General features: G+C 72.4%; 17 protein-coding genes. 10 read left to right on the top strand and 7 right to left on the bottom strand.

What is annotated here, in order from left to right; genetic code table 11:
- Positions 1 to 15: 15 nt before the first annotated feature.
- The 5 genes from ACWDVW_RS12425 to ACWDVW_RS12445 all read right to left on the bottom strand — a co-directional run bounded on the left by ACWDVW_RS12425 (position 16) and on the right by ACWDVW_RS12445 (position 5,842).
- Positions 16 to 1,197 carry an aminotransferase class V-fold PLP-dependent enzyme gene (locus ACWDVW_RS12425; RefSeq protein WP_449947377.1) on the bottom strand — a complete coding sequence of 394 codons (1,182 nt, stop codon included), beginning with the start codon at positions 1,195 to 1,197 and terminating at the stop codon, positions 16 to 18.
- Positions 1,198 to 1,241: 44 nt separating this feature from the next.
- Positions 1,242 to 2,441 (bottom strand): tyrosine-type recombinase/integrase, encoded by a 1,200-nt coding sequence (locus ACWDVW_RS12430; protein ID WP_449947380.1) that lies wholly within the window; start codon positions 2,439 to 2,441, stop codon positions 1,242 to 1,244.
- 182 nt (positions 2,442 to 2,623) lie between these two features.
- Positions 2,624 to 3,817, bottom strand: coding sequence for a DNA-processing protein DprA (dprA, locus tag ACWDVW_RS12435; RefSeq protein WP_449947383.1), 1,194 nt, complete (start codon positions 3,815 to 3,817; stop codon positions 2,624 to 2,626).
- Entirely contained in the window at positions 3,814 to 5,331 is a 1,518-nt protein-coding gene (locus tag ACWDVW_RS12440; protein ID WP_449947386.1) for a YifB family Mg chelatase-like AAA ATPase, read from the bottom strand. The genes dprA and ACWDVW_RS12440 overlap by 4 nt, the downstream gene beginning before the upstream one ends.
- Before the next feature lie 151 nt (positions 5,332 to 5,482).
- Positions 5,483 to 5,842 carry a YraN family protein gene (locus ACWDVW_RS12445; protein ID WP_449947389.1) on the bottom strand — a complete coding sequence of 120 codons (360 nt, stop codon included), beginning with the start codon at positions 5,840 to 5,842 and terminating at the stop codon, positions 5,483 to 5,485.
- Positions 5,843 to 6,070: 228 nt separating this feature from the next.
- Between ACWDVW_RS12445 and ACWDVW_RS12450 the strand changes: the two genes are divergently transcribed.
- The 8 genes from ACWDVW_RS12450 to ACWDVW_RS12485 all read left to right on the top strand — a co-directional run bounded on the left by ACWDVW_RS12450 (position 6,071) and on the right by ACWDVW_RS12485 (position 15,146).
- The gene (locus tag ACWDVW_RS12450; protein ID WP_449947391.1) at positions 6,071 to 7,108 is read left to right on the top strand and encodes a hypothetical protein; all 1,038 of its coding nucleotides are present in this window, start codon (positions 6,071 to 6,073) and stop codon (positions 7,106 to 7,108) included.
- A gap of 291 nt (positions 7,109 to 7,399) precedes the next feature.
- Positions 7,400 to 8,314 carry a 30S ribosomal protein S2 gene (rpsB, locus tag ACWDVW_RS12455; protein ID WP_449947392.1) on the top strand — a complete coding sequence of 305 codons (915 nt, stop codon included), beginning with the start codon at positions 7,400 to 7,402 and terminating at the stop codon, positions 8,312 to 8,314.
- A gap of 135 nt (positions 8,315 to 8,449) precedes the next feature.
- Entirely contained in the window at positions 8,450 to 9,277 is an 828-nt protein-coding gene (gene tsf / locus ACWDVW_RS12460) for a translation elongation factor Ts (protein WP_350693691.1), read from the top strand.
- Between the two features lie 150 nt (positions 9,278 to 9,427).
- Entirely contained in the window at positions 9,428 to 10,195 is a 768-nt protein-coding gene (gene pyrH, locus ACWDVW_RS12465) for a UMP kinase (protein ID WP_449947396.1), read from the top strand.
- 84 nt (positions 10,196 to 10,279) lie between these two features.
- Positions 10,280 to 10,837, top strand: coding sequence for a ribosome recycling factor (frr, locus tag ACWDVW_RS12470; RefSeq protein WP_131057263.1), 558 nt, complete (start codon positions 10,280 to 10,282; stop codon positions 10,835 to 10,837).
- 295 nt (positions 10,838 to 11,132) lie between these two features.
- Entirely contained in the window at positions 11,133 to 12,524 is a 1,392-nt protein-coding gene (locus ACWDVW_RS12475) for a phosphatidate cytidylyltransferase (protein WP_449947399.1), read from the top strand.
- A 104-nt stretch (positions 12,525 to 12,628) separates the two neighbouring features.
- A complete protein-coding gene (gene rlmN / locus ACWDVW_RS12480; protein WP_350693695.1) occupies positions 12,629 to 13,780 on the top strand; it encodes a 23S rRNA (adenine(2503)-C(2))-methyltransferase RlmN in 1,152 nt (383 codons plus the stop codon).
- 31 nt (positions 13,781 to 13,811) lie between these two features.
- Positions 13,812 to 15,146 (top strand): DivIVA domain-containing protein, encoded by a 1,335-nt coding sequence (locus ACWDVW_RS12485; RefSeq protein ID WP_449947402.1) that lies wholly within the window; start codon positions 13,812 to 13,814, stop codon positions 15,144 to 15,146.
- A 94-nt stretch (positions 15,147 to 15,240) separates the two neighbouring features.
- Here ACWDVW_RS12485 and ACWDVW_RS12490 read toward each other — a convergent pair whose 3' ends face one another.
- Positions 15,241 to 15,462 (bottom strand): DUF2631 domain-containing protein, encoded by a 222-nt coding sequence (locus tag ACWDVW_RS12490; protein WP_396752420.1) that lies wholly within the window; start codon positions 15,460 to 15,462, stop codon positions 15,241 to 15,243.
- A gap of 228 nt (positions 15,463 to 15,690) precedes the next feature.
- Between ACWDVW_RS12490 and ACWDVW_RS12495 the strand changes: the two genes are divergently transcribed.
- Both ACWDVW_RS12495 and ACWDVW_RS12500 read left to right on the top strand, forming a co-directional pair.
- Positions 15,691 to 17,268, top strand: coding sequence for a Rieske 2Fe-2S domain-containing protein (locus ACWDVW_RS12495; protein ID WP_449947406.1), 1,578 nt, complete (start codon positions 15,691 to 15,693; stop codon positions 17,266 to 17,268).
- Between the two features lie 131 nt (positions 17,269 to 17,399).
- Positions 17,400 to 18,338, top strand: coding sequence for a pyridoxamine 5'-phosphate oxidase family protein (locus tag ACWDVW_RS12500; RefSeq protein WP_449947409.1), 939 nt, complete (start codon positions 17,400 to 17,402; stop codon positions 18,336 to 18,338).
- A gap of 127 nt (positions 18,339 to 18,465) precedes the next feature.
- Here the strand turns inward: ACWDVW_RS12500 and ACWDVW_RS12505 are convergent, their stop codons facing one another.
- A complete protein-coding gene (locus tag ACWDVW_RS12505) occupies positions 18,466 to 20,061 on the bottom strand; it encodes a phytoene desaturase family protein (protein WP_449947412.1) in 1,596 nt (531 codons plus the stop codon).
- Positions 20,062 to 20,095 lie beyond the last annotated feature (34 nt).

Here is a 20,095-nt window from a genome sequence, read left to right on the forward strand (position 1 = left end):
ACGGCGGAACGACGGTCAGCGTTGGGCGAGCAGGGTGGGCAGCCGGACGGCGAGCCGCTCGTACTCGTCCGGCGAGTTGTACACCTGCCCGCACAGCCGCAGCAGCCCCCGTCCGCCGAAGGTCATGACGGCCACCTGGGTGGCGAGCCGCTCGGCGATCCGGGCCTGCAACGCCCGCGCCGCGTCGAGGGTCGTGGCGAGGCCCGCCGGCAACGGGACGATCCGCATGGCAACGGTCGGTCCGCCGGGGTCGAGCAACTCGGCGGGCGGCACCGCGAGCGCGTCCCCGACCACCCGCTGCCCGTACGCGGCCAGTGCGGCGTTGTGCGCGCGTACCCGGTCCACGCCGAGGTTACGCAGCGTGTAGAGCCCGGCCGGTGCGCTGAGCCAGGCGGTGTAGTCCGCCGTCCCCTGCCACTCCAACCGGCCGGGGAAGCCCGACTCCTGCTCCCAGGAGACCACCAGCGGCTCGATCCGCTCCCGCCACGCCGGTGACACCACGAGCACGGCGGTGCCGCGTGGCGCGTACCCCCACTTGTGCAGGTTGCCGACCCAGAAGTCGGTGCCGATGCTCTGCACCGACGCGGCCAGCATGCCCGGTGCGTGCGCGGCGTCGACCAGCACCGGCACACCCTGCTCCCGGGCGATCCCGACGATCGCGGCGACCGGGAACAGCCGGGCCGTGGCCGAGGTGACCTGGTCCACCACCAGCAGCCGGGTACGCCCCGGACGCAGCCCGGACCGGACGACCTGCAGGATCTCCTCGTCGGTGGCGGTCAGCGGCACCCGCAGCACCCGGTGGGTAACCCCGCTCCGGCGGCATTCCCGCTGCACCGACAGGGTGACCGCGCCATAGCCGTGGTCGGTGGTGAGCACCTCGTCGCCTTCGCGCAGCCCGAGGGACTGGAGCACCACCGCCACGCCGGTGGTGGCGTTCGGGGTCAGCGCGGTGCCGTCCGGGTCCGCGCCCAGAAAACCGGCCAGGTGTCGGCGGGTGTGCGCGATCCGGTCGGCCAGTCCCTGCACGAAGAAGCGCAGCGGATCCGACTCCATCTCGTCGCGCAACCGCTGCTGGGCCCGTTGCGCGACGATCGGTACCGCCCCGAACGAACCGTGGTTGAGGTGACTGGTCGCCGGATCGAGGGAGAAGAGCAGACGGGCACCCGCGATCGGCTCGGGCGGCGGCGGGACGCTCACCCGATGATCGTAACCGCTGACCGGCGTCGCCCGGACCGCTCCGGTCAGGCGCGGGGATGGGCCTGCCGGTACGCGGCGCGCAGCCGCTCCACCGAGACGTGGGTGTAGACCTGGGTGCTGGCCAGCGACGAGTGCCCCAGCAACTCCTGCACCGCTCGCAGGTCCGCGCCACCTTCGAGCAGGTGGGTGGCGGCCGAGTGGCGCAGCGCGTGCGGGCTCGTCCGGGGCAGGTCGGCGGCCTCGGCGTACCCGGCGACGATCCGGCGGGCGGTCGTCGGGTTCAGGCGACCACCCCGAGCGCCGAGCAGGAGCGCGTCGCGCGAATCCGGGACCGCCAGCACCGGCCGCCCCCGCCGCAGCCAGTCGTCGAGGGCACGCTGAGCAGGCAGCCCGTACGGCACGCTCCGTTCCCGACCACCCTTGCCGTGGACCCGCACCACACGTCGGGTGTGGTCGACGTCGGCCACGTCGAGCCCGCACGCCTCGCTGATCCGTACCCCCGTGCCGTAGAGCAGCTCCAACAGCACCCGGTCCCGCAGTAGCACCGCCTCGGCGGCCCGATCCGGCTTCCCGGGGCCGTCACCGGGTGCGCGGTGTCCCCGATCAGTCCGCCCGACGTCCGTGTCGGCGGCCCCCGGCGCGGCATCGGTGTCGGTGGCCCTTGGCGCGGCATCGGTGTCGGCGGTCTCCGGCGCGGTGCCGGGGCCGGCGGCCTTCGGCGTGGCATCGGTGTCGGCGGCCTTCGGCGTGGTGCCGGGGCCGGTGCTGCGGTCGGTGACGCGGGCGGGGGCGGTGACGCGGGTCGGTGCCTCGACGAGCTGGGCGGCCTGGTCGGCACGGAGCACCGTGGGCAGGGTCCGCTGCGCGCGGGGACTGGCCAGGGTGGCGGCCACGTCGGTGGGCAGCAGCCCCTCCCGGTGGGCCCAGGCGCTGAAGGTCCGCGCCGCCGCCGCCCGCCGGGCCATGGAGGTGCGGGCCGCGCCCGTCGTGCGTTGCCGGGCCAGCCAGCTACGGACCGTGTCGAGGGTCAACTCGGCGACCCGGGTGCAGCCCATCCGTCGCGCATGCTCCATCAGGGACACCAGATCCGCGACGTAGGCGCGTACGGTGTGGGCCGACCGGTTGCGGACCGAGGCGAGGTGGCGGGCGAAGTCGTCCACCGCGTCGCGCAGCGGCTCCGGAAGCGCCGCGTGCACCGCCCGGGTGCCGCGGACGTCCCGGCCCTGTCCGTCCGTACCCCGCACGGCTGCCAGCCTACGGCCGGTCGGCGCCACCCGCGACCACGCGGCCCGGCCGGACGCGCTTGCCGGCTGGGGACGCGCTTGCCGGGTGCGGACGCCCGTGTCGCGTGCGGACGCCCGTGTCGGGTGGGGACGCCCGTGTCGGGTGGGGACGCCCGTGTCGGGTGGGGACGCCCGTGTCGGGTTCACGGGGACCGGGGCGGACTGCCCGCCGGGTCGGCCAGGGCGTAGCCGCCCTCGCGTCGCACCACGAGGGACAGTTCCTCGAGCATCGGCAGCGTGCGCAGCGCCGTGCGGACGACCAGACCGGCCCTCGCCGCGATGTCGTCCACGCCGAGGGTGCCGCGTCGGGGCAGCGACTCCAGGATCGACCTCGCGTCGTCGTCGAGCAGGTCGGCGGGGTGCTCCGGACCGCGCGGCACCGGCGCCAGCTCACCGATCGGACCCACCTCCTCCAACACCTGGGCCAACCCGGTCACCAGCCGTGCCGCCGAATCTGCCCGCAGGATCTCGTGCGCACCGACCGACATCGCCGAGGTGACCGGACCGGGCACCACCATCGCGCGCTTGTTCAGGGCGAGCGCGCGTCGGGTGGTCTGGGTCGCGCCGCTGCGCGCCGCCGCCTCCACCAGCACGGTGCCCCTGGTGGCCGCCGCGATCACCCGGTTGCGGATGAGGAAGCGTGGACGCAACGGCTCGGCACCCGGCGGCCACTCGCTCACCAACAGGCCGGTCTCGGCGATCCGGTCGAACAGCGCGGTGTTGCCCAGCGGGTACGGCCGGTCCACCCCACACGCGAGCACCGCGACGGTCAGCCCACCGGCGTTCAGGGCGCCCCGGTGTGCGGCGGCGTCGATGCCGAACGCGCCGCCGGAGACGACCGTCCACTCCCGGTCGGCCAGCCCGTAGGCCAGGTCGGTGGCGACGTGCAGGCCGTACGGCGTGGCCGCCCGCGCCCCCACCACCGCCACCGACCGCTCCAACGTCTCGTCCAGCCGCCACGCGCCGCGTACCCAGAAGCAGAGCGGGGGATCGGTCTCGATGTCGACCCGACGCTGCTTGCCGGGCAGGTCGAGCCGGAGGTGGAGCAACTGCTCGACCGTCGTCGGCCACTCGTCGTCGTCGGGCGTGACGAGGCGGGCACCGAGCCGGTCGGTGCGGCGTAGCGCCTCGGCGGCGACCGCCCGGGGATCACCGGCCCGGGTGCGCGCGGCCACGGTATTACGCAGGTCCTCCTTCGGTGCCCCGCCGTCGAGCAGCAGGTCCAGTGCGGCCACCGGCCCGATCTCGGCGACCAACCGGTAGACCGAGCGGGTGCCCGGCTCGGCCAGCCAGGTCAGCGCCACCCGCGCCAGCCGCGACTCCTCGTGCGTGCTCACGTACCCTCTCCCGTCCGGAGTGTGATGGCCTCGGCGATGTCCTTCTTGTCCGGCTGGGTCCGTCCGTCCAGGTCGGCGATCGTCCAGGCCAGCCGGATGACCCGGTCGAAGCCCCGGGCGGACAGCGACCCGGAGTCCAGCCGGGCCCGCAGGTCGGCGGTGACCGGGTTGGGCAGCCGCCACGGTGCCCGGCGCAGATTCGGCCCGGGTATCTCGGAGTTGAGCCGGCGTCCCAGCGCCGCCCACCGCTCGGCGGCGGCCTCCCGTGCGGCGGAGACCCGCACGGCGACGACCGCCGAGGACTCGTGCGCCGCCGGTTCCATCAGCTCGGCCGCCCGCATCGGTTGCAGGCGGACCTGGAGGTCGATCCGGTCGAGCAGCGGACCGGAGAGCCGGGCGAGGTAGCGGCGGCGGGCCGCCGGAGCGCACTCGCACCGGTCGTCGCCCGCCGGGTTCGCACACGGGCACGGATTGGCGGCCAGCACCAGTTGGGCCCGGGCCGGGTACTCGGCGCCGCCCCGGCTGCGGGTCAGCAACACCCGACCGTGCTCCAACGGCTGGCGCAGCGCCTCCAGCGCCGGCTTGCTGAACTCGGGGGCCTCGTCGAGAAAGAGCACTCCACGGTGGGCGAGAGAGATCGCGCCCGGCCGGGCCAGTCCCGCGCCGCCGCCGACGATGGAGGGCACGGTGGCGGTGTGGTGCGGGGCCTGGAACGGTGGCCGCCGGATCAGTCGACCGCCGGCCGGCAGCAGGCCCGCGACCGAGTGCAGCGCGGTCACCTCCAGCGCCGCGGCGTCGTCCAGCGTCGGCAGGATCGACGGCAGGCGTTCGGCCAGCATGGTCTTGCCGGCGCCGGGCGGCCCGATCAACGCCAGGTGGTGTCCACCGGCGGCGGCGACCTCCAGCGCCCGTCGGCCGAGCCCCTGCCCGGCGACGTCGGCGAGATCCGGTCCGGTGACCGCCTCCGGCGCGTCGTCGACCGGCGGTTCGATCAGCGGTCGGCCGTCGCGGACGAAGCAGACCAGCCGATGCAGGCTGTCCACGCCCCGCACCCGCAGGCCGGGCACGACGGCGGCCTCGGCGGCGTTGCCCACCGGCACGATCACCCGGTCGATGCCGGCCCGAGCCGCCGCGGCCACCATCGGCAGGACGCCCCGGACCGGGCGTACCGCGCCGTCGAGACCCAGCTCGCCGAGGATCGCCACGCCGTCCAGCGGGAGCAGCGGCAGTTCGCCCGAGCCGCCGAGCAGCGCCACCGCGATCGCCAGGTCGAACGTCGACCCGAACTTGGGCAGGGTGGCCGGCAGCAGATTGAGGGTGATCCGCCGGTTGGGCCAGCGCTGGCCGGAGTTCACCACTGCGGCGCGGACCCGGTCGCGGGCCTCGTGCAGCGCCGTATCGGGCAACCCGGAGATGACCACTCCGGGCAGGCCCGGCGCGAGATCCGCCTCCACCTCCACCAGGTGGCCCTCCACCCCGACCAGGCCGACGCAGAGCACCCGGGCATAGCTCATCGCGGACCCACCGGACACTCGTACGGCGACACGACCCCGCCGCTCGACGGGCGTACCTCGATGCCGGTCGACGGGCGTGCTCGACCGCCGCTCGGCGGGTGTGTCCCACCGCCGGTCGGTGGCGGCGCGCTTCGTTCGGAGTCGCGGGGCATCAGAAGGCACCCTTGAGGTGTTCGACCCGGGCCCGGCCGGCTGCGGGCAGCAGGACCGAGAGGACGTCGAAGCGGATCTCGTCGGCAGTGGTGCCGGTGCTCGCGAGCCACGTGGCGGCGAGCCGGCGCAGGCGGCGCGCCTTCCGCGCCACCACGGCCTCGGCGGGACTGCCGAAGCGGGTGGTGCGACGCGTCTTCACCTCGCAGAAGGCGAGCACCGGCCCGTCCCAGGCGATGATGTCGATCTCTCCGGAGGGACAGCGCCAGTTCCGCTCCACCGGCCGCAGGCCCGTCTCGATCAGGTGTCGGACGGCGCACCGTTCCCCGTAGCCGCCGACCGCCTGGTTCCGCTTGGTCATGCCGGCACCCTGCGCCCGTACGTGGTGCCGGGGCGACCCCGCCGCCGCGATCTGTGGACAACCGCAGGGGCTGTGGACGAACAGACGATCATGCCTTTCGTGTGCTAGGCGTGTGCTAATCCACGAATACGGCCGTTACTCTGCGTACCTGGTCGAAAGGGGGCAGGGTCTCTGGCCAGGCGCGGGACGGGAATGGCGAACGCCCTGCCCGTCGCATACGGTGCCGACGTGGACGGAAGACGCAGCTTTGCCGATGACCAGGAGTCGCGCTGGTACCCGGGTGAACGCGACCGTGGCTACGGCGACCCGGATTGGCGCAGTACCTCGGAGGCGCGGTACCGCGAGGAGGATCCCCTGACCGCTCCCGAGCAGCGGGCGGACGACGACGACCGGTACGGCTCGCCACGGCGCTTCGGCACCCCTGATCCGCTCGGCGACGCCCCGGCCGAGACCGAGCGCTACCGGGCGTCGCGCTTCCGGCGGCCGGACGCTGCCATCGATCCGGAGATCTCCGGTGAACTGCCCACCGATCGTCCCGGTCGCCGGGCCGCCCGGGAGGCGGCACCGACCTCCGGCGGCGCGCTGCCGGTGACCGATCCGACCCGACCGGCCCCGCTGGGCGGGTACCCGATCGTCGAGGCCAAGCGGTCGACGGAGACACCGAACCCGTTGGAGATGCCGACCGGCTCGATGCCGCCGGTGGCACCTCGAACGGACCTGCCGAACACCGAGCACCCCTACCCGATCGGCGGTGACGCCGAGCCGCTGGCCGTACCGACGGCCGCACACCAGACCGTCGGTACGGGTGCCGGCTCACCGCCCGGCGGTACGGGCACCGGGTTCCCCGCCAGCGGTACGAGCACCGGGGTCCCGGCCGGTGGCGCGGGGTCCGCGTACCCGGTCGACGCCGCGACCGCCGGCTACCAGGCGCTGGCGACGCAGCCGGGGCTGCCGGCGGGTGACGGTGTCTACCGGTCGCGTCGTCCGGTGCTCGCGGTGCTGTTCGCCGTGCTGGTCGCGATCTTAGAGGTGCCCGCGCTGCTGGTGCTGCTGCACGGCGTCACCGCGGATCCCATCTCCGCCGCCGACGTGCTGACCGGCATGCTCCTGATGATCGGCCTGCCGATCTTCGTGGCCGGCCTGTACGGGCTGCGGACCACCGGCTTCTCGCTCACCGACGGGGCACGAGGCTGGCTGCGGCCGCCCACCGCGTACCTGACCGTCGGCCTGGCGCTCTTCCTCATCGCCGCGCTGGCCGCCGGCTGAACCACCGGCGGCGTCTCGCGGGGGGTTAGGAGGGGACCCTTCCTATACCGCAGGCGTTAGTAGGGGGCCCTTCCTTACACCCGGGCGTGGCGGGGTGGGGAGGGCGCGTACACTGGGCGACTGGCGACCGCCTCGCGCGGTCGACCTCGCGTGCCCTCTCCACGAATCGTCGTGGGGCGACGGCCTCCCTGGTCCCGACCCTGTCGGGCCCGTCATGGCCGGCGACCGGGCGCCAGGACGCCCGACCGCCGGTCGGGCGGCACAACCAGGGACCGCAAGGAGTAATCAACCATGGCCGTCGTGACCATGCGTCAGCTGCTGGAGAGTGGTGTTCACTTCGGGCACCAGACCCGGCGCTGGAACCCGAAGATGAAGCGCTTCATCTTCACCGAGCGTAACGGCATCTACATCATCGACCTCCGCCAGACTCTCGACTACATCGAGAAGGCGTACGAGTTCGTGCGCAACACGGTGGCGGAGGGTGGCAGCATCCTCTTCGTCGGCACCAAGAAGCAGGCCCAGGAGGCGATCTCCGAGCAGGCGACGCGGGTCGGTCAGCCGTACGTCAACCACCGCTGGCTCGGTGGCATGCTGACCAACTTCCAGACGGTGTACAAGCGGCTGCAGCGGATGAAGGAGCTGGAGGCCCTCGGTGACCTCAGCGGCACCGCCGCCGGTTACACCAAGAAGGAGACCCTGCAGCTCTCCCGCGAGAAGATCAAGCTGTCCCGCACCCTGGGTGGTCTGCGGGACATGCAGAAGCTTCCGGCCGCGGTCTGGGTGGTCGACACCAAGAAGGAGCACATCGCCGTCGACGAGGCCCGCAAGCTGGGCATCCCGGTGATCGCCGTGCTCGACACCAACTGCGACCCGGACGAGGTCGACTTCCCGATCCCGGGCAACGACGACGCGATCCGCTCGGCCGAGCTGCTGACCAGGGTCGTCGCCGCCGCCGTCGCCGACGGTCTGATCGCCCGCTCCGGCCGTCGCCGGGGCGGCGACGAGAAGCCGGAGGCCGGCGTGGCCACCGACGAGCCGCTGGCCGAGTGGGAGCGCGAGCTGCTCGAGGAGCCGAAGAAGGCCGACGAGCCGCAGGCGGCTGCCGAGCCGCAGCAGCCCGCCGAGCCGCAGGCAGCTGCCGAGCCGCAGCAGGCCGACGAGCCGCAGCAGCCCGCCGAGCAGCCGGCCGCCGTCGCCGGTCAGTGACCGCACCGCCGCCGGCCACCGTCCGTCCCTGACGGCGGTGGCCGGCGGCGGACAGACCGGGCACGAACCTCTCGGAACCGGGTAATCGTCACCTCAGTCCATTTCACCCGCAGTCCCAACACCGAAGAGAGAGCCATGTCCCAGATCACCGCGGCGGACGTCAAGAAGCTCCGCGACCTGACCGGCGCCGGCATGATGGACAGCAAGAAGGCCCTGACCGAGGCCGAGGGCGACTTCGACAAGGCCGTCGAGATCCTGCGCGTCAAGGGCGCCAAGGACGTCGGCAAGCGGGCCGGTCGGACGGCCGCGAACGGCCTCGTCGCCCACTCCGGTCAGGCGCTGCTGGAGCTCAACTGCGAGACCGACTTCGTCGCCAAGAACGACGCCTTCATCGCGCTCGCCCAGCAGTTGGTCGAGCACGGTGAGCGCTCGGGCGCGAGCAACGCCGAGGAACTGCTGGCCAGCGAGATCGACGGCCGTCCGGTCGCCGACGTGGTCCAGGAGCAGTCCGCCAAGATCGGCGAGAAGCTGGTGCTGAACCGCTTCGCCAAGCTGGACGGCACGGTCGCGGTCTACCTGCACCGCAAGGCCCAGGACCTGCCCCCGGCGGTGGGCGTGCTGGTGCAGTACGCCGGCAAGGCCGACGAGGCCGGCGACGCCGACGCCCGTGGCGCGGCCATGCAGATCGCCGCGATGCGTCCGAAGTACCTCACCCGGGACGAGGTGCCGGCGGAGATCGTCGAGTCCGAGCGGCGGATCGCCGAGCAGACCGCCCGCGAGGAGAACAAGCCCGAGGCCGCTCTGCCGAAGATCGTCGAGGGCCGGGTCAACTCCTTCTTCAAGGACTTCGTGCTGCTGGAGCAGTCGTCGGTCACCGACAACAAGAAGTCGGTGAAGCAGGTGCTGGCCGAGGCCGGCATCGAGATCACCCGCTTCGTGCGGTTCGAGGTCGGCCAGTCCTGACCTTCGGCCGGGCGTACGCGCCCGTGCTGGGCAACGACACGACGAGGAGGCCGCCGGTGTACGCGACACACACCGCGGTCTCCTCGTCCCATAAGGTCGGCAACGGCAGATGTGCGCACCCGGGCGCGGCAGTGGGGGAAGGACGGGCGGATGACGCAGGTTGTGAGTGACCCGACGCTGGCGGTGGACGACCCGACGGCACCACCGCCCGGCCGGGCCCGCCGGGTGGTGCTGAAGCTCTCCGGCGAGGTGTTCGGCGGCGGCGAGATCGGCGTGGACCCGGACGTGGTCCAGGCCATCGCCCGGCAGATCGCCACCGTGGTCCGCCGCGGTGTGCAGGTCTCGGTGGTGGTCGGCGGCGGCAACTTCTTCCGCGGCGCGGAGTTGCAGAAGCGCGGCATGGACCGGGCCCGGGCCGACTACATGGGCATGCTCGGCACCGTGATGAACTGCCTCGCCCTGCAGGACTTCCTGGAGAAGGAGGGCATCGAGACCCGCGTGCAGAGCGCGATCACGATGGCCCAGGTGGCGGAGCCGTACATCCCGTTGCGGGCGATCCGGCACCTGGAGAAGGGCCGAGTGGTCATCTTCGGCGCCGGCGCGGGTATGCCGTACTTCTCCACCGACACGACGGCCGCCCAGCGTGCGCTGGAGATCCACGCGGACGTGGTGCTGATGAGCAAGAACGGTGTGGACGGCGTCTACAGCGCCGACCCCCGGATCGACCCGACCGCCAGCAAGTTCGACTCGATCACCTTCTCCGAGGTGCTGCGCCGCAACCTGCGGGTCGCCGACGCGGCCGCCTTCAGCCTCTGCATGGAGAACGGACTACCGATGCTGGTCTTCGGCGCGCAGGGTGACGACACCATCGTCCGCGCGGTGGGCGGCGAGAAGATCGGCACGCTGATCACCACCTGAGCTGACCGTCGACGGTGACCTCGGCGGTCCGTCCCGGTGACCCGACAAGCCCACGACGAGCACAAGAAGGAGGCGAGGAGAGCGGTGATCGACGACACCCTCCTCGAGGCCGAGGAGAAGATGGAGCGTGCGGTCGAGCACGCCAAGGAGGAGTTCGGTGCCATCCGCACCGGTCGCGCCACTCCGGCCATGTTCTCCAAGATCATCATTGACTACTACGGCAGCCCCACGCCGCTGACCCAGATGGCGTCCGTGGGCGTCCCCGAGCCGCGCATGGCCATCATCAAGCCGTACGACAACTCGCAGATCAACGCCATGGAGAAGGCGATCCGCGACTCGGACCTCGGGGTGAACCCGAACAACGAGGGTAACCAGCTGCGCATCCTGCTCCCGCAGATGACCGAGGAGCGCCGCCGCGACATGATCAAGGTCGCCCGGAACAAGGGCGAGGAGGCGAAGATCGCCATCCGCAACATCCGTCGCAAGGGCAAGGAAGAGCTGGACCGGCTCGTCAAGGACGGCGAGGTCGGCGAGGACGACGGCCGTCGCGCGGAGAAGGAACTGGACGACGTGACCCAGCGCTACGTGGCGCACGTCGACGAGTTGGTCAAGCACAAGGAAGCCGAGCTGCTGGAGGTCTGATCCGCAGCCACCCTCGCCACGTCCGCCCGGCTCGTCGATCATGACGTTGTCGTCCTCCGGCTCTCCGGCCGGTACGGCAAGCTCATGATCGACGAGGCGGGCGGTGGGTACTGGTGCGTCCTGCGGAGCCTCCGGGTGCAGTAGGCTCGGCACGATTCCCGGCGACCCGGGGGTGAACGGTGGAGATCAACCGGCTTACCGGCCGGCGAATCAGACGGAGCGCCTCGCGCGGGTAGGGGATGGTAGTGGCTGTGCGTCAAGTGGTTGATCTCGTACCGCTGTCGTCCGGTGCGTGATGTCCCACCTCGACCCCTACGGTGGCGCCGAGGCCCGCGGCTGGGACCGCCCGGATCGGCCGACCTCGCTGCCCTGGCCCGACCCGGATCTCGAACCGGGCCCGTGGTCGCGCGGCCCGCGCCCCGGCGCTGAGCTCTCCGCCGAGCCGCGTACCCGCCCGCGCCCGCCGGCCGACAACCCGTACGCCCGGCCCGTCGAGGACCGGGGCGACCCGGCCGGGACCGGCTTCGGCTCCCGACCCGACCCGTTCGACGACCGTGACGGCCCCGGGCGGTACGACGACTCGGCCGGTCCGTACGACGACCGGGACCAGCCGCGTGACGCCCCCGACGCTGCTCCGCGACGCACCGAGGGCAACGGACGCCGCGACCTGGAGCACGAGGACGCGCCGACGGCGCAGTTCGCACCGGTACGCCCCGACGACGGCCGGGACCACGACGACGCGCCGACCACGCAGTTCGCTCCGGTGCCGGCGGACGACGCCCCCGAGCCCGACGCCGACCCGGCCCAGGCCCGACGCCACCGTGGGCGACGGCGGGCCGGCGCCGGTCGTCCGGCGAACCAGCCGACGCCGAGCCGCGCCGGCCGGAACCTGCCGGCCGCCATCGCCGTCGGGGCCTGCCTCGGCGCCGCCGTCCTGCTGCCGCTGTTCCTGTACACCCCGGCGTTCCTGTTGCTGATCGCGGCGGCCTACGGCGTGGGCATCTGGGAGATGTCCCGGGCGGTACGCCGTGGCGGCGCCCGGGTCCCGCTGGTCCCGCTGATCTCCGGTGGCGTGCTCACCGTCACCCTGGGCTGGTTCGCCGGCCTGGACGCGCTCCTGCTCGGCCTGCTGGTCACCCTCGCGGGCACCCTGGTCTGGCGGCTCGGTGACGGCGTCGCCGGTCTCCGGCGGGACATGACCGCGGCCACCCTCATCGCGGTGTACGTGCCCTTCCTCGGCGGCTTCGCCGCACTGCTCGCCTCCTCGCCCGGTGACGGCCCGCTGCGGGTGCTGGTGACCCTGGTCGCGGTGGTGCTCTCCGACACCGGCGGGTACGCGGCCGGCGCCAACTTCGGCAAGCACCCGATGGCGCCGACGATCAGCCCGAAGAAGTCCTGGGAGGGTCTGGTCGGCTCGCTGGGCGCCGCAGCGCTGGGCAGCGCCGTGCTGCTCTGGCTGCTGTTCGACGTGGCCCCCTGGTGGGGTGCCGTGTTCGGGATGGCGATCTCGGCGGCGGCGGTCATCGGTGACCTCGCCGAGTCCATGATCAAGCGGGATCTGGGCGTGAAGGACATGAGCAACCTGCTGCCCGGGCACGGCGGTCTGATGGACCGGCTCGACTCGGTCCTGTTCGCGGTGCCGACCGCGTACCTGCTGCTGGTGGTCTTCGTGCCGGCGGTGAACTGAGGCATGGACCACGCCGGCGTGCCCGGGTCGCGCAGGAGGTCGGAGGGGATGCGCCGCCTCCGGACCGGTGCGTTCCTCGGCGGGCGTGCCAGACTGGACGGGCCATGACGAGTCTGCCCCTGATCCCGGTCGACCCGGACGCGCCCGGCGCGCGTCGGGCGGCGATGCCACCGCAACACCTCGCCGACCTCGACCTGAACGGTCGCAAGGAGTTGGTGACGGAGCTGGGCGAGCCGGCTTTCCGAGCCCGCCAGATCTCCACCCACTACTTCGGTCGCCTGGTGCGTGACCCGGCGCTGATGACCGACCTGCCGGCGGCGTCCCGTGACCGGCTGGCCGACCGACTGCTGCCCCGGCTGCTCAACCCGGTTCGCGAGCTGGCCTGCGACGACGGGGCCACCCGGAAGGCGCTCTGGCGGCTGCACGACGGTTCGATGGTGGAGAGCGTGCTGATGGGGTACCCGGACCGGGTCACCGTCTGCATCTCCAGCCAGGCCGGATGTGGCATGGCCTGCCCGTTCTGCGCCACCGGCCAGGCCGGGCTGACCCGCAACCTGTCGACCGCCGAGATCGTCGACCAGGCGGTCTACCTGGCCGGGGTGGCCGCCTCCGGCGCGGTCGCCGGGTCACCGCCGAGGCTCTCGCACGTGGTCTTCATGGGCATGGGGGAGCCGCTGGCGAACTACAACCGGGTGGTCGCGGCGATCCGTCGGCTGGTCACGCCGGCCCCCGAGGGTCTGGGTCTGTCGCAGCGGCACATCACCGTCTCCACGGTCGGCCTGGTGCCCGCCATCAACCGGCTGGCCAGCGAAGACCTGTCGGTGACTCTTGCGTTGTCGCTGCACGCGCCCGATGATGAGCTGCGCGACGAACTCGTGCCGGTCAACCAGCGCTGGAAGGTGTCCGAGGTGCTGGCGGCGGCCTGGGCCTACGCGGCCCGGACAGGGCGTCGCGTGTCGATCGAATACGCGATGATCAAGGACGTGAACGACCAGCCGTGGCGAGCGGATCTGCTCGGGCGGCTGCTGGCCGGCAAGCTGGCCCACGTGAACCTGATTCCGCTCAACCCGACTCCGGGCAGCCGCTGGGACGCCAGCCCGAAGCCGGTCGAGCGGGAGTTCGTCCGGCGGTTGCGCGACGCCGGGGTGTCCACCACGGTGCGGGACACCCGAGGTCGCGAGATCGACGGGGCGTGTGGGCAGCTGGCCGCCGCGGAGGACAGGGGCACCGACCCGGCCGGGGAGATGTCAGCGTGACCGGGCGTGGCGAACGAGACCAGGAGACATAGTGGCGAGTCAGGGTCAGCGTTTCCGGCGTAAGGCGCTCCGCCGGGGCTACAAGGTTGACGAGGTGGACGCTTTCCTGGACCGGGTCGAGGCGACTCTCGCGGGTCAGCCCGTCGGCGCCCCGGTGCTCTCGCAGGAGGTCCACGACGTCGTCTTCCGGGTCCGCTTCAACGGCTACGACGAGTGGCAGGTCGACCTGCACCTCGACCGGGTCGAGCGGCAGCTGGCCGAGGTGGAGGAGCGCGGCGGAACGGGTGGCGTCCGGGGCAGCGACTCCGGGATGGGCTCGTCGGACCGGATGGCGCCCCCGGACCGGATGGGCCCGCCCGATCGCATGGGTCCGCCCGATCGCATGGGCCCGCCGGACCGGATGGGACCCCCGGACCGCATGGGTCCGCCGGTGCGCGACGAGCGGGGCATGGCCCCGGTGCCGCAGCCGCCGATGCCGCCCCGGTCGATGCCGGCACAGGCCGGACCCTACGGCCGCTACGACGAACCGACGGGAGCCTTCGCCGGCGGGTACGACTCCCCGCGCGGCGGGTACGACGGACCGCGCGGTGGCGGTCCGATGGGGCCCGGTGGCCAGATGGGGCCGCCCGGCGCACAGATGGGCCACGGCGGCCCCCCGCCGCGCGGCCTGCCCGCCGGCCCCGGCGGCTACGGCCCGCAGGACGGCCCGGGCGGGTACGGCCCGCCGGAGGGCCGGGGTGGCTACGGCTCGCAGGACGGCCCGGGCGGGTACGGCCCGCCGGAGGGTCGGGGCGGCTACGGTCCGCAGGACGGCCCCGGTGGGTACGGCTCGCCGGACTACGGTCCGCCGGACGGTCCGGGCGGGTACGGTCCGCCGGAGGGTCGGGGCGGCTACGGTCCGCCGGACGAGCAGCGGTTCGACGGCTTCGAGGCGGGACGCCACGGCCGGACCGACATGACCGCGGAGATCCGGATGCCGGACCGTGAGCAGCGGCGCGGCCCGCAGGGGAGCCCGCCCGGGCTGCCGCAACAGGCGATCGGCGGTCCGTCGATGGGCGTCCCCTCGCTGGGTGGCCCGCCGGCCATGGCCGGCCCGCCGATGGCCGGGCCGCCCGGCAGCGACCTCTACCGGGTGGACGAGATCCGGCGCAGCTTCCAGGTGCGTCGCTTCGGCAGCGGGTACGACCCCGACCAGGTGGACCGGTTCTTCGACACCCTGCTCGGTGGGATGGCCGGCCGGAACCCGATGCCGGTCAACCCGAAGGACCTGGACACGCTCCGGTTCGGGCTGGTGCAGGGCGGCTACTTCGAGGCCGAGGTCGACGCCGCGCTGAAGAACGTGCAGGACATCCTCTTCGGCCGCTGAGCCACCACGACGAGAGCCGCCCCGCCCGGCGGCGCGACGAGGGCCCGCCCCTTCCGGGACGGGCCCTCGTCGTACGTCGTGTCGTCCGCTCGGCTCAGGAGCGCAGGCCGTTGCGCCGCAGCACCGTGTCGCCGATCACGATGAGCAGCAGGAGCGCGGCGACCCCGACCAGCCAGAGGTCCTCGACCCTGCCCTCGTGGTTGCCGCAGAGCATGGCCAGCATCGCGAACGCGGTGAGGACCGCGCCGATCCGCCCGGCCTTGCGGTGCCCGGGCTTGTGCTGGTCTGGCGACGTTACCGGCTCGCTTCCCGCCACTGTCGGTCCTTCCTCGCGTTCGGATCTCCGGTTAGTCTGGCACGCCACCCGGGAGGGGACCTGCGGTGGGGCGGATACGCGGGGCCGACACCTGCTGCGCCGACCTCGGGACCTTCGGCCCGGCCGGGTGGGGCGGGCGACTATGGCGGCGTCGCGGGGCGCAGACCAGACTGCCTCCGGTAGCGTTCTGACGTACACCTTGATTGTCTTTTTTGAGGGGGAACTGCGGTGCGAGTGACCGGTACCGGGCACGCCAGCATGCGGATCGACACGGCTGCGGGCAGCATCCTGTGCGACCCGTGGGTCAACCCGGCCTACTTCGCCTCCTGGTTCCCGTTCCCGGACAACTCGTTGCTCGACTGGGAGACCCTCGGCGACGTCGACTACCTGTACGTCTCGCACCTGCACCGGGACCACTTCGACGCGGCCCACCTCAAGCGGTACGTGTCGAAGAAGGCCACCGTGCTGCTGCCGGAGTTCCCCACCTCCGAGATGGAGGACGAGTTCCGGGCGCTGGGCTTCACGAAGTTCCTGAAGACCCGCAACGAGGAGGTGTACGAGCTGGACGGTGGCCTGAAGATCATGATCCAGGCGCTGACCAGCCCGACCGACGGCCCGATCGGTGACTCCTCGCTCTGGGTGGAGTACGACGGTGTCCGGCTGCTGAACCAGAACGACGCGCGCCCCACCGACCTGACCACCTTCGCCGAGCTGGGTCACGTGCACGCGCACCTGCTCCAGTTCTCCGGCGCGATCTGGTACCCGATGGTGTACGAGCTGCCGCAGTCGGCGAAGACCGCGTTCGGCAAGCAGAAGCGGGACCGGCAGTTCGACCGCACCTGGCGCTACATCGACGACCTCAAGGCCGACCACGTCTTCCCGATCGCCGGCCCGCCGTGCTTCCTCGACGACGAGCTGTGGCAGTTCAACGACATCTTCGGTGACGAGGGGAACATCTTCCCCGACCAGTCGGTCTTCCTGAGCGAGTACGCCAAGGTCGGTGGCACCAACGGCATCGTGCTGCTGCCCGGCAGCGTCGCCGAGGTGACCACCGAGGGGGCGACCACCACCCACCCGGTGCCGATCGAGGAGTTCTTCGCGAACAAGGTCGCTCACCTGGAGGAGATGCGCGAGCGCAAGCGGCCGGTGATCGAGGCGGAGAAGGCGTCCTGGCGGCACCCCGAGGTGGACGTGCTCAAGGAGTTGAAGCGGCGGATCGAGCCGTTGCTGGACGAGTCGATCTATCTCGCCAAGGGTGTCGGCGGCCCGGTCCGCTTCGACCTGGTGGGCTACGACGGCGAGAGCATCGAGTCGATCGTGGTCGACTTCCCCGGCAAGCAGGTCCGGCCGTACGCGGACGAGAAGGTGCGCTACCGGTTCCGCACCGAGCGGGCGCTGGTCGAGCACCTGCTGCACATCGGTGAGGTGGACTGGGTCAACTCGCTCTTCCTCTCCTGCCGCTTCTCGGCCGCCCGGATCGGCCAGTACAACGAGTTCGTGTACGCCTTCTTCAAGTGCCTCTCCACCGAGCGCCTCCAGTACGCCGAGGGTTGGTACGACGAGCACGAGCGGGCGGTGGACGCCGAGGACATCACCCTGGGCGACTGGGTGGTGCAGCGGCGCTGCCCGCACCTGAAGGCGGACCTGAGCCGGTTCGGCATCGTCGAGGGCGACCAGCTCACCTGCCAACTGCACGGGTGGCGTTTCGACCTGCCCAGCGGCCGCTGTCTGACCAGCGTCGGGCACAAGGTCCGCGCCCACCGGGTCGGCGAGGAGGCTCCGGAGAGCCCGCAGCCCGCGAGCTGACTGATGTAAGGAGGGGTCCCCTGCTAACGCCTCGCGTATAGCAGGGGACCCCTTCTAACGTCTCAGGCCGTCGGCCGAGGTGCGATGGGTGCCGTAACCGTCGAATTGCGACGCTGACTACGATTCCGGGCATGCAATCGTCCCCTGGCGTCATCGTGCCCGAATCCGCGCTCGGCTCAACGATCTCCGCGTACCGCACCTGCGAGCTGGCAACGCTCACCAAGGACGGCACACCGGTCGCCTGGCCGACGTCCGGGCTGCTCCGCCCGGACGGCACGATCATGCTCACCACCTCGTTGGGTTACCCGCACAAGGCGTTCAACGTTCGCCGCGACGGCCGGGTGGCGCTGCTCTTCTCCGACCCGACGGCCAGTGGGCTGACCCAGCCGGAGCAGATCCTGGTACGCGGCACGGCGCACTGCCCCGACGAGGTGCACACCGATCCGACCGGTGACCTGGCCGACTTCTGGACCCGGATGTTCCAGCGTCAGCCGAACTGCCGCAAGTACCTCGACTGGCCGGCGACCATGTTCACCGACTTCTACTTCATGCGGCTGCTGATCACCGTCACCCCGACCGAGGTGACCACCCGTCCGCTACCGGCCACCAGGGAAGCGGGCGAGGCGTCGGTGGAGGACGGGTCGCTGATCGGTGCGGAGGTGCTGGCGGCGTACCCGAGTGTGGTGCTGGCGGCCCGGGACGGCGCGGGCGCACCGCTGTTGGTGCGGACCACCGCGACTGCCGGCGCGGACGGCTACCGGGTGGTGGTGCCGGACGGGGTGGACCCGGTCGAGGGCGCGGCGACCCTGCTGGTCCACCGGCACGACGCGCAGTTGTGGAACCTGCACAACGCCAACGTGCGCGGTGAGCTGGTCCGCAGCGCCGACGGCTGGACGCTGCGTCCGCAGAAGCTGGTCGAGCCGGCGGCCCGGCACAAGGCCCGGATGACGGATTCGCTGCGCACGGTGCGTACCACCCGGGCCGCGACCCGTCGCTACCTGGACCGGCGAGGCTGGCCGCGTCCCACCGTCCCGTGGGCGGCCTACCGCGCCCTGCGCCCGGCCGACTGAGCCGTGCGGGTGTGCGGGTGTGCAGGTGTACATGTGTTAGGAGGGGACCCCTCCTATACACCAGGCGTTAATAGGGGGCCCTTCCTTACACCGCACACCCGCACCCTTCCTTACAACCGCATCGCGCTCAGCGGCCCAGGTCGGCGAGGATGCGTTGGGCGGCGTTGTGTCCGGCGGCGCCGATCACGCTGCCCGCAGGATGGCAGCCCGCGCTGCCCGCGTACACCCCGTCGACACCGGTGGCGTACGGCATCCGGTCGGTGAACGAGACGGTGTTGTCGACGTGGTGGATGTGCCCGCCGGTGATGCCGAAGTGCGCCTCGATGCCGGGCGGCGGCAGCGGCACCGCATCGGCGATCAGGTCACCGGTGCCGGGGGCGTACCGTTCGCAGATTTCCACCAGCCGGGCGACGTATCCGGGCAGCGCCGCGTCCCAGGTGGTGCCGGCCAGCTCGTACGGCACGGACTGGACGAACAACGCCGACGAGTGGTGCCCCTCCGGGTCGGCCAGCGACGGGTCGACGGTGGTGTGCAGATACCACTCGATGGTCGGCTCCTGCGGCAGCCGCCCGGCCTGCACGTCGGCCCACATGGCGCGCAGCGCCGCCATCGGCGACTCGCCGCCGCCACCGGCCAGTGACGCCGACCCGGGCAGCAGGTGGATGGTGGACCCGAACGGGCTGGGCGCGTCCGGCGGCAGGCAGGAGAAGCGGGGCAGGTCGCGAAGCGCCAGGTTGAGCTTGAGCGTGGTGCCGGTGCGCCGGACCGCCGTCATCCGCTCGCCGAGTTCGGCCGGCAACGCGCCGTCGGGCAGCAGCGCCATCAGCCGGTACGGGTCGCAGGCGCCCAGCACCACCTCGGCGTCGATCTGCCGTCCGTCGGCGAGGACGACACCGGAGGCGGCCCCGCCGTCGAGCGTGATCGCGGTGACCGGGGTGCCGGTGACGATCCGGGCACCGGAGGCGCGTGCCGCGTCGGCGAAGGTACGCGACACGGTGCCCATCCCGCCTTCGGCGATCATCCAGGTGCCGTCCGAGCCGGGCAGCCGGCACATGTTGTGCACCAGGAAGTTGTGCCCGGTGCCGGGGTCGTCCGGGCCGGCGTTGAGCCCGGACAGGCCGTCGGTGACCGCGTACATGCTGACCAGCAGCTCGGACTGGAACTCGAAGCGGGCGAGGTAGTCGGCGACCGAGCCGCGTACCAGGTCGACGAAGACCTGCCGCAGTTCGGGCCGCACGTAGCGGTCGGCGGTCTCCTCGACGGGCAGCGGCTCGGCCAGCCAGGCGGGGGCGAGGTCCGTGCGCAGGGCGGCCAGCTCGGCCTGCAACGCGTCGTCGGCAGCCACGTCGGCGGGGGAGAAGAACTCGGCGAGTTGGGCCCGGGTGGCCGTGGCGTCGGTGCCGAAGAGGAGGTACGGCGATCCGGGGCCGCCGGGGGTGGGCAGGAAGTAATGCGGGTCCCGGCGTCGTACCGGAATGCGGACGTCGAGCGCCGCCAGCAGTTCCGGGGGCATCAGGCCGAGCAGGTACGAGCCGGTGGAGTGGCGCAGCCCGGGCACCTTGGGGAAGGGGTTCTCGGTGCGGGTGGCACCGCCGATCACGTCGGCGGCCTCCAGCACCAGCACGTCCAGGCCGGCTCGGGACAGCAGGATGGCGGAGACCAGCCCGTTGTGTCCGGATCCGACGATGACCACGTCCGCGCGCCCTGGAACCTCACCCCTCATCCCCGCACCCTAACCCGTCGGCACCTGCTCCGGG

The organism is Micromonospora sp. NPDC003241 (assembly GCF_053589795.1).

What these genes read in the sequence shown, in the direction of transcription:
- ACWDVW_RS12440 (WP_449947386.1), bottom strand. Translation starts at nt 5,331, where the DNA reads ATGAGCTATGCCCGGGTGCTCTGCGTCGGCCTGGTCGGGGTGGAGGGC.
- ACWDVW_RS12445 (WP_449947389.1), bottom strand. Translation starts at nt 5,842, where the DNA reads ATGACCAAGCGGAACCAGGCGGTCGGCGGCTACGGGGAACGGTGCGCC.
- rpsB (WP_449947392.1), top strand. Translation starts at nt 7,400, where the DNA reads ATGGCCGTCGTGACCATGCGTCAGCTGCTGGAGAGTGGTGTTCACTTC.
- tsf (WP_350693691.1), top strand. Translation starts at nt 8,450, where the DNA reads ATGTCCCAGATCACCGCGGCGGACGTCAAGAAGCTCCGCGACCTGACC.
- pyrH (WP_449947396.1), top strand. Translation starts at nt 9,428, where the DNA reads ATGACGCAGGTTGTGAGTGACCCGACGCTGGCGGTGGACGACCCGACG.
- ACWDVW_RS12475 (WP_449947399.1), top strand. Translation starts at nt 11,133, where the DNA reads ATGTCCCACCTCGACCCCTACGGTGGCGCCGAGGCCCGCGGCTGGGAC.
- rlmN (WP_350693695.1), top strand. Translation starts at nt 12,629, where the DNA reads ATGACGAGTCTGCCCCTGATCCCGGTCGACCCGGACGCGCCCGGCGCG.
- ACWDVW_RS12500 (WP_449947409.1), top strand. Translation starts at nt 17,400, where the DNA reads ATGCAATCGTCCCCTGGCGTCATCGTGCCCGAATCCGCGCTCGGCTCA.
- ACWDVW_RS12505 (WP_449947412.1), bottom strand. Translation starts at nt 20,061, where the DNA reads ATGAGGGGTGAGGTTCCAGGGCGCGCGGACGTGGTCATCGTCGGATCC.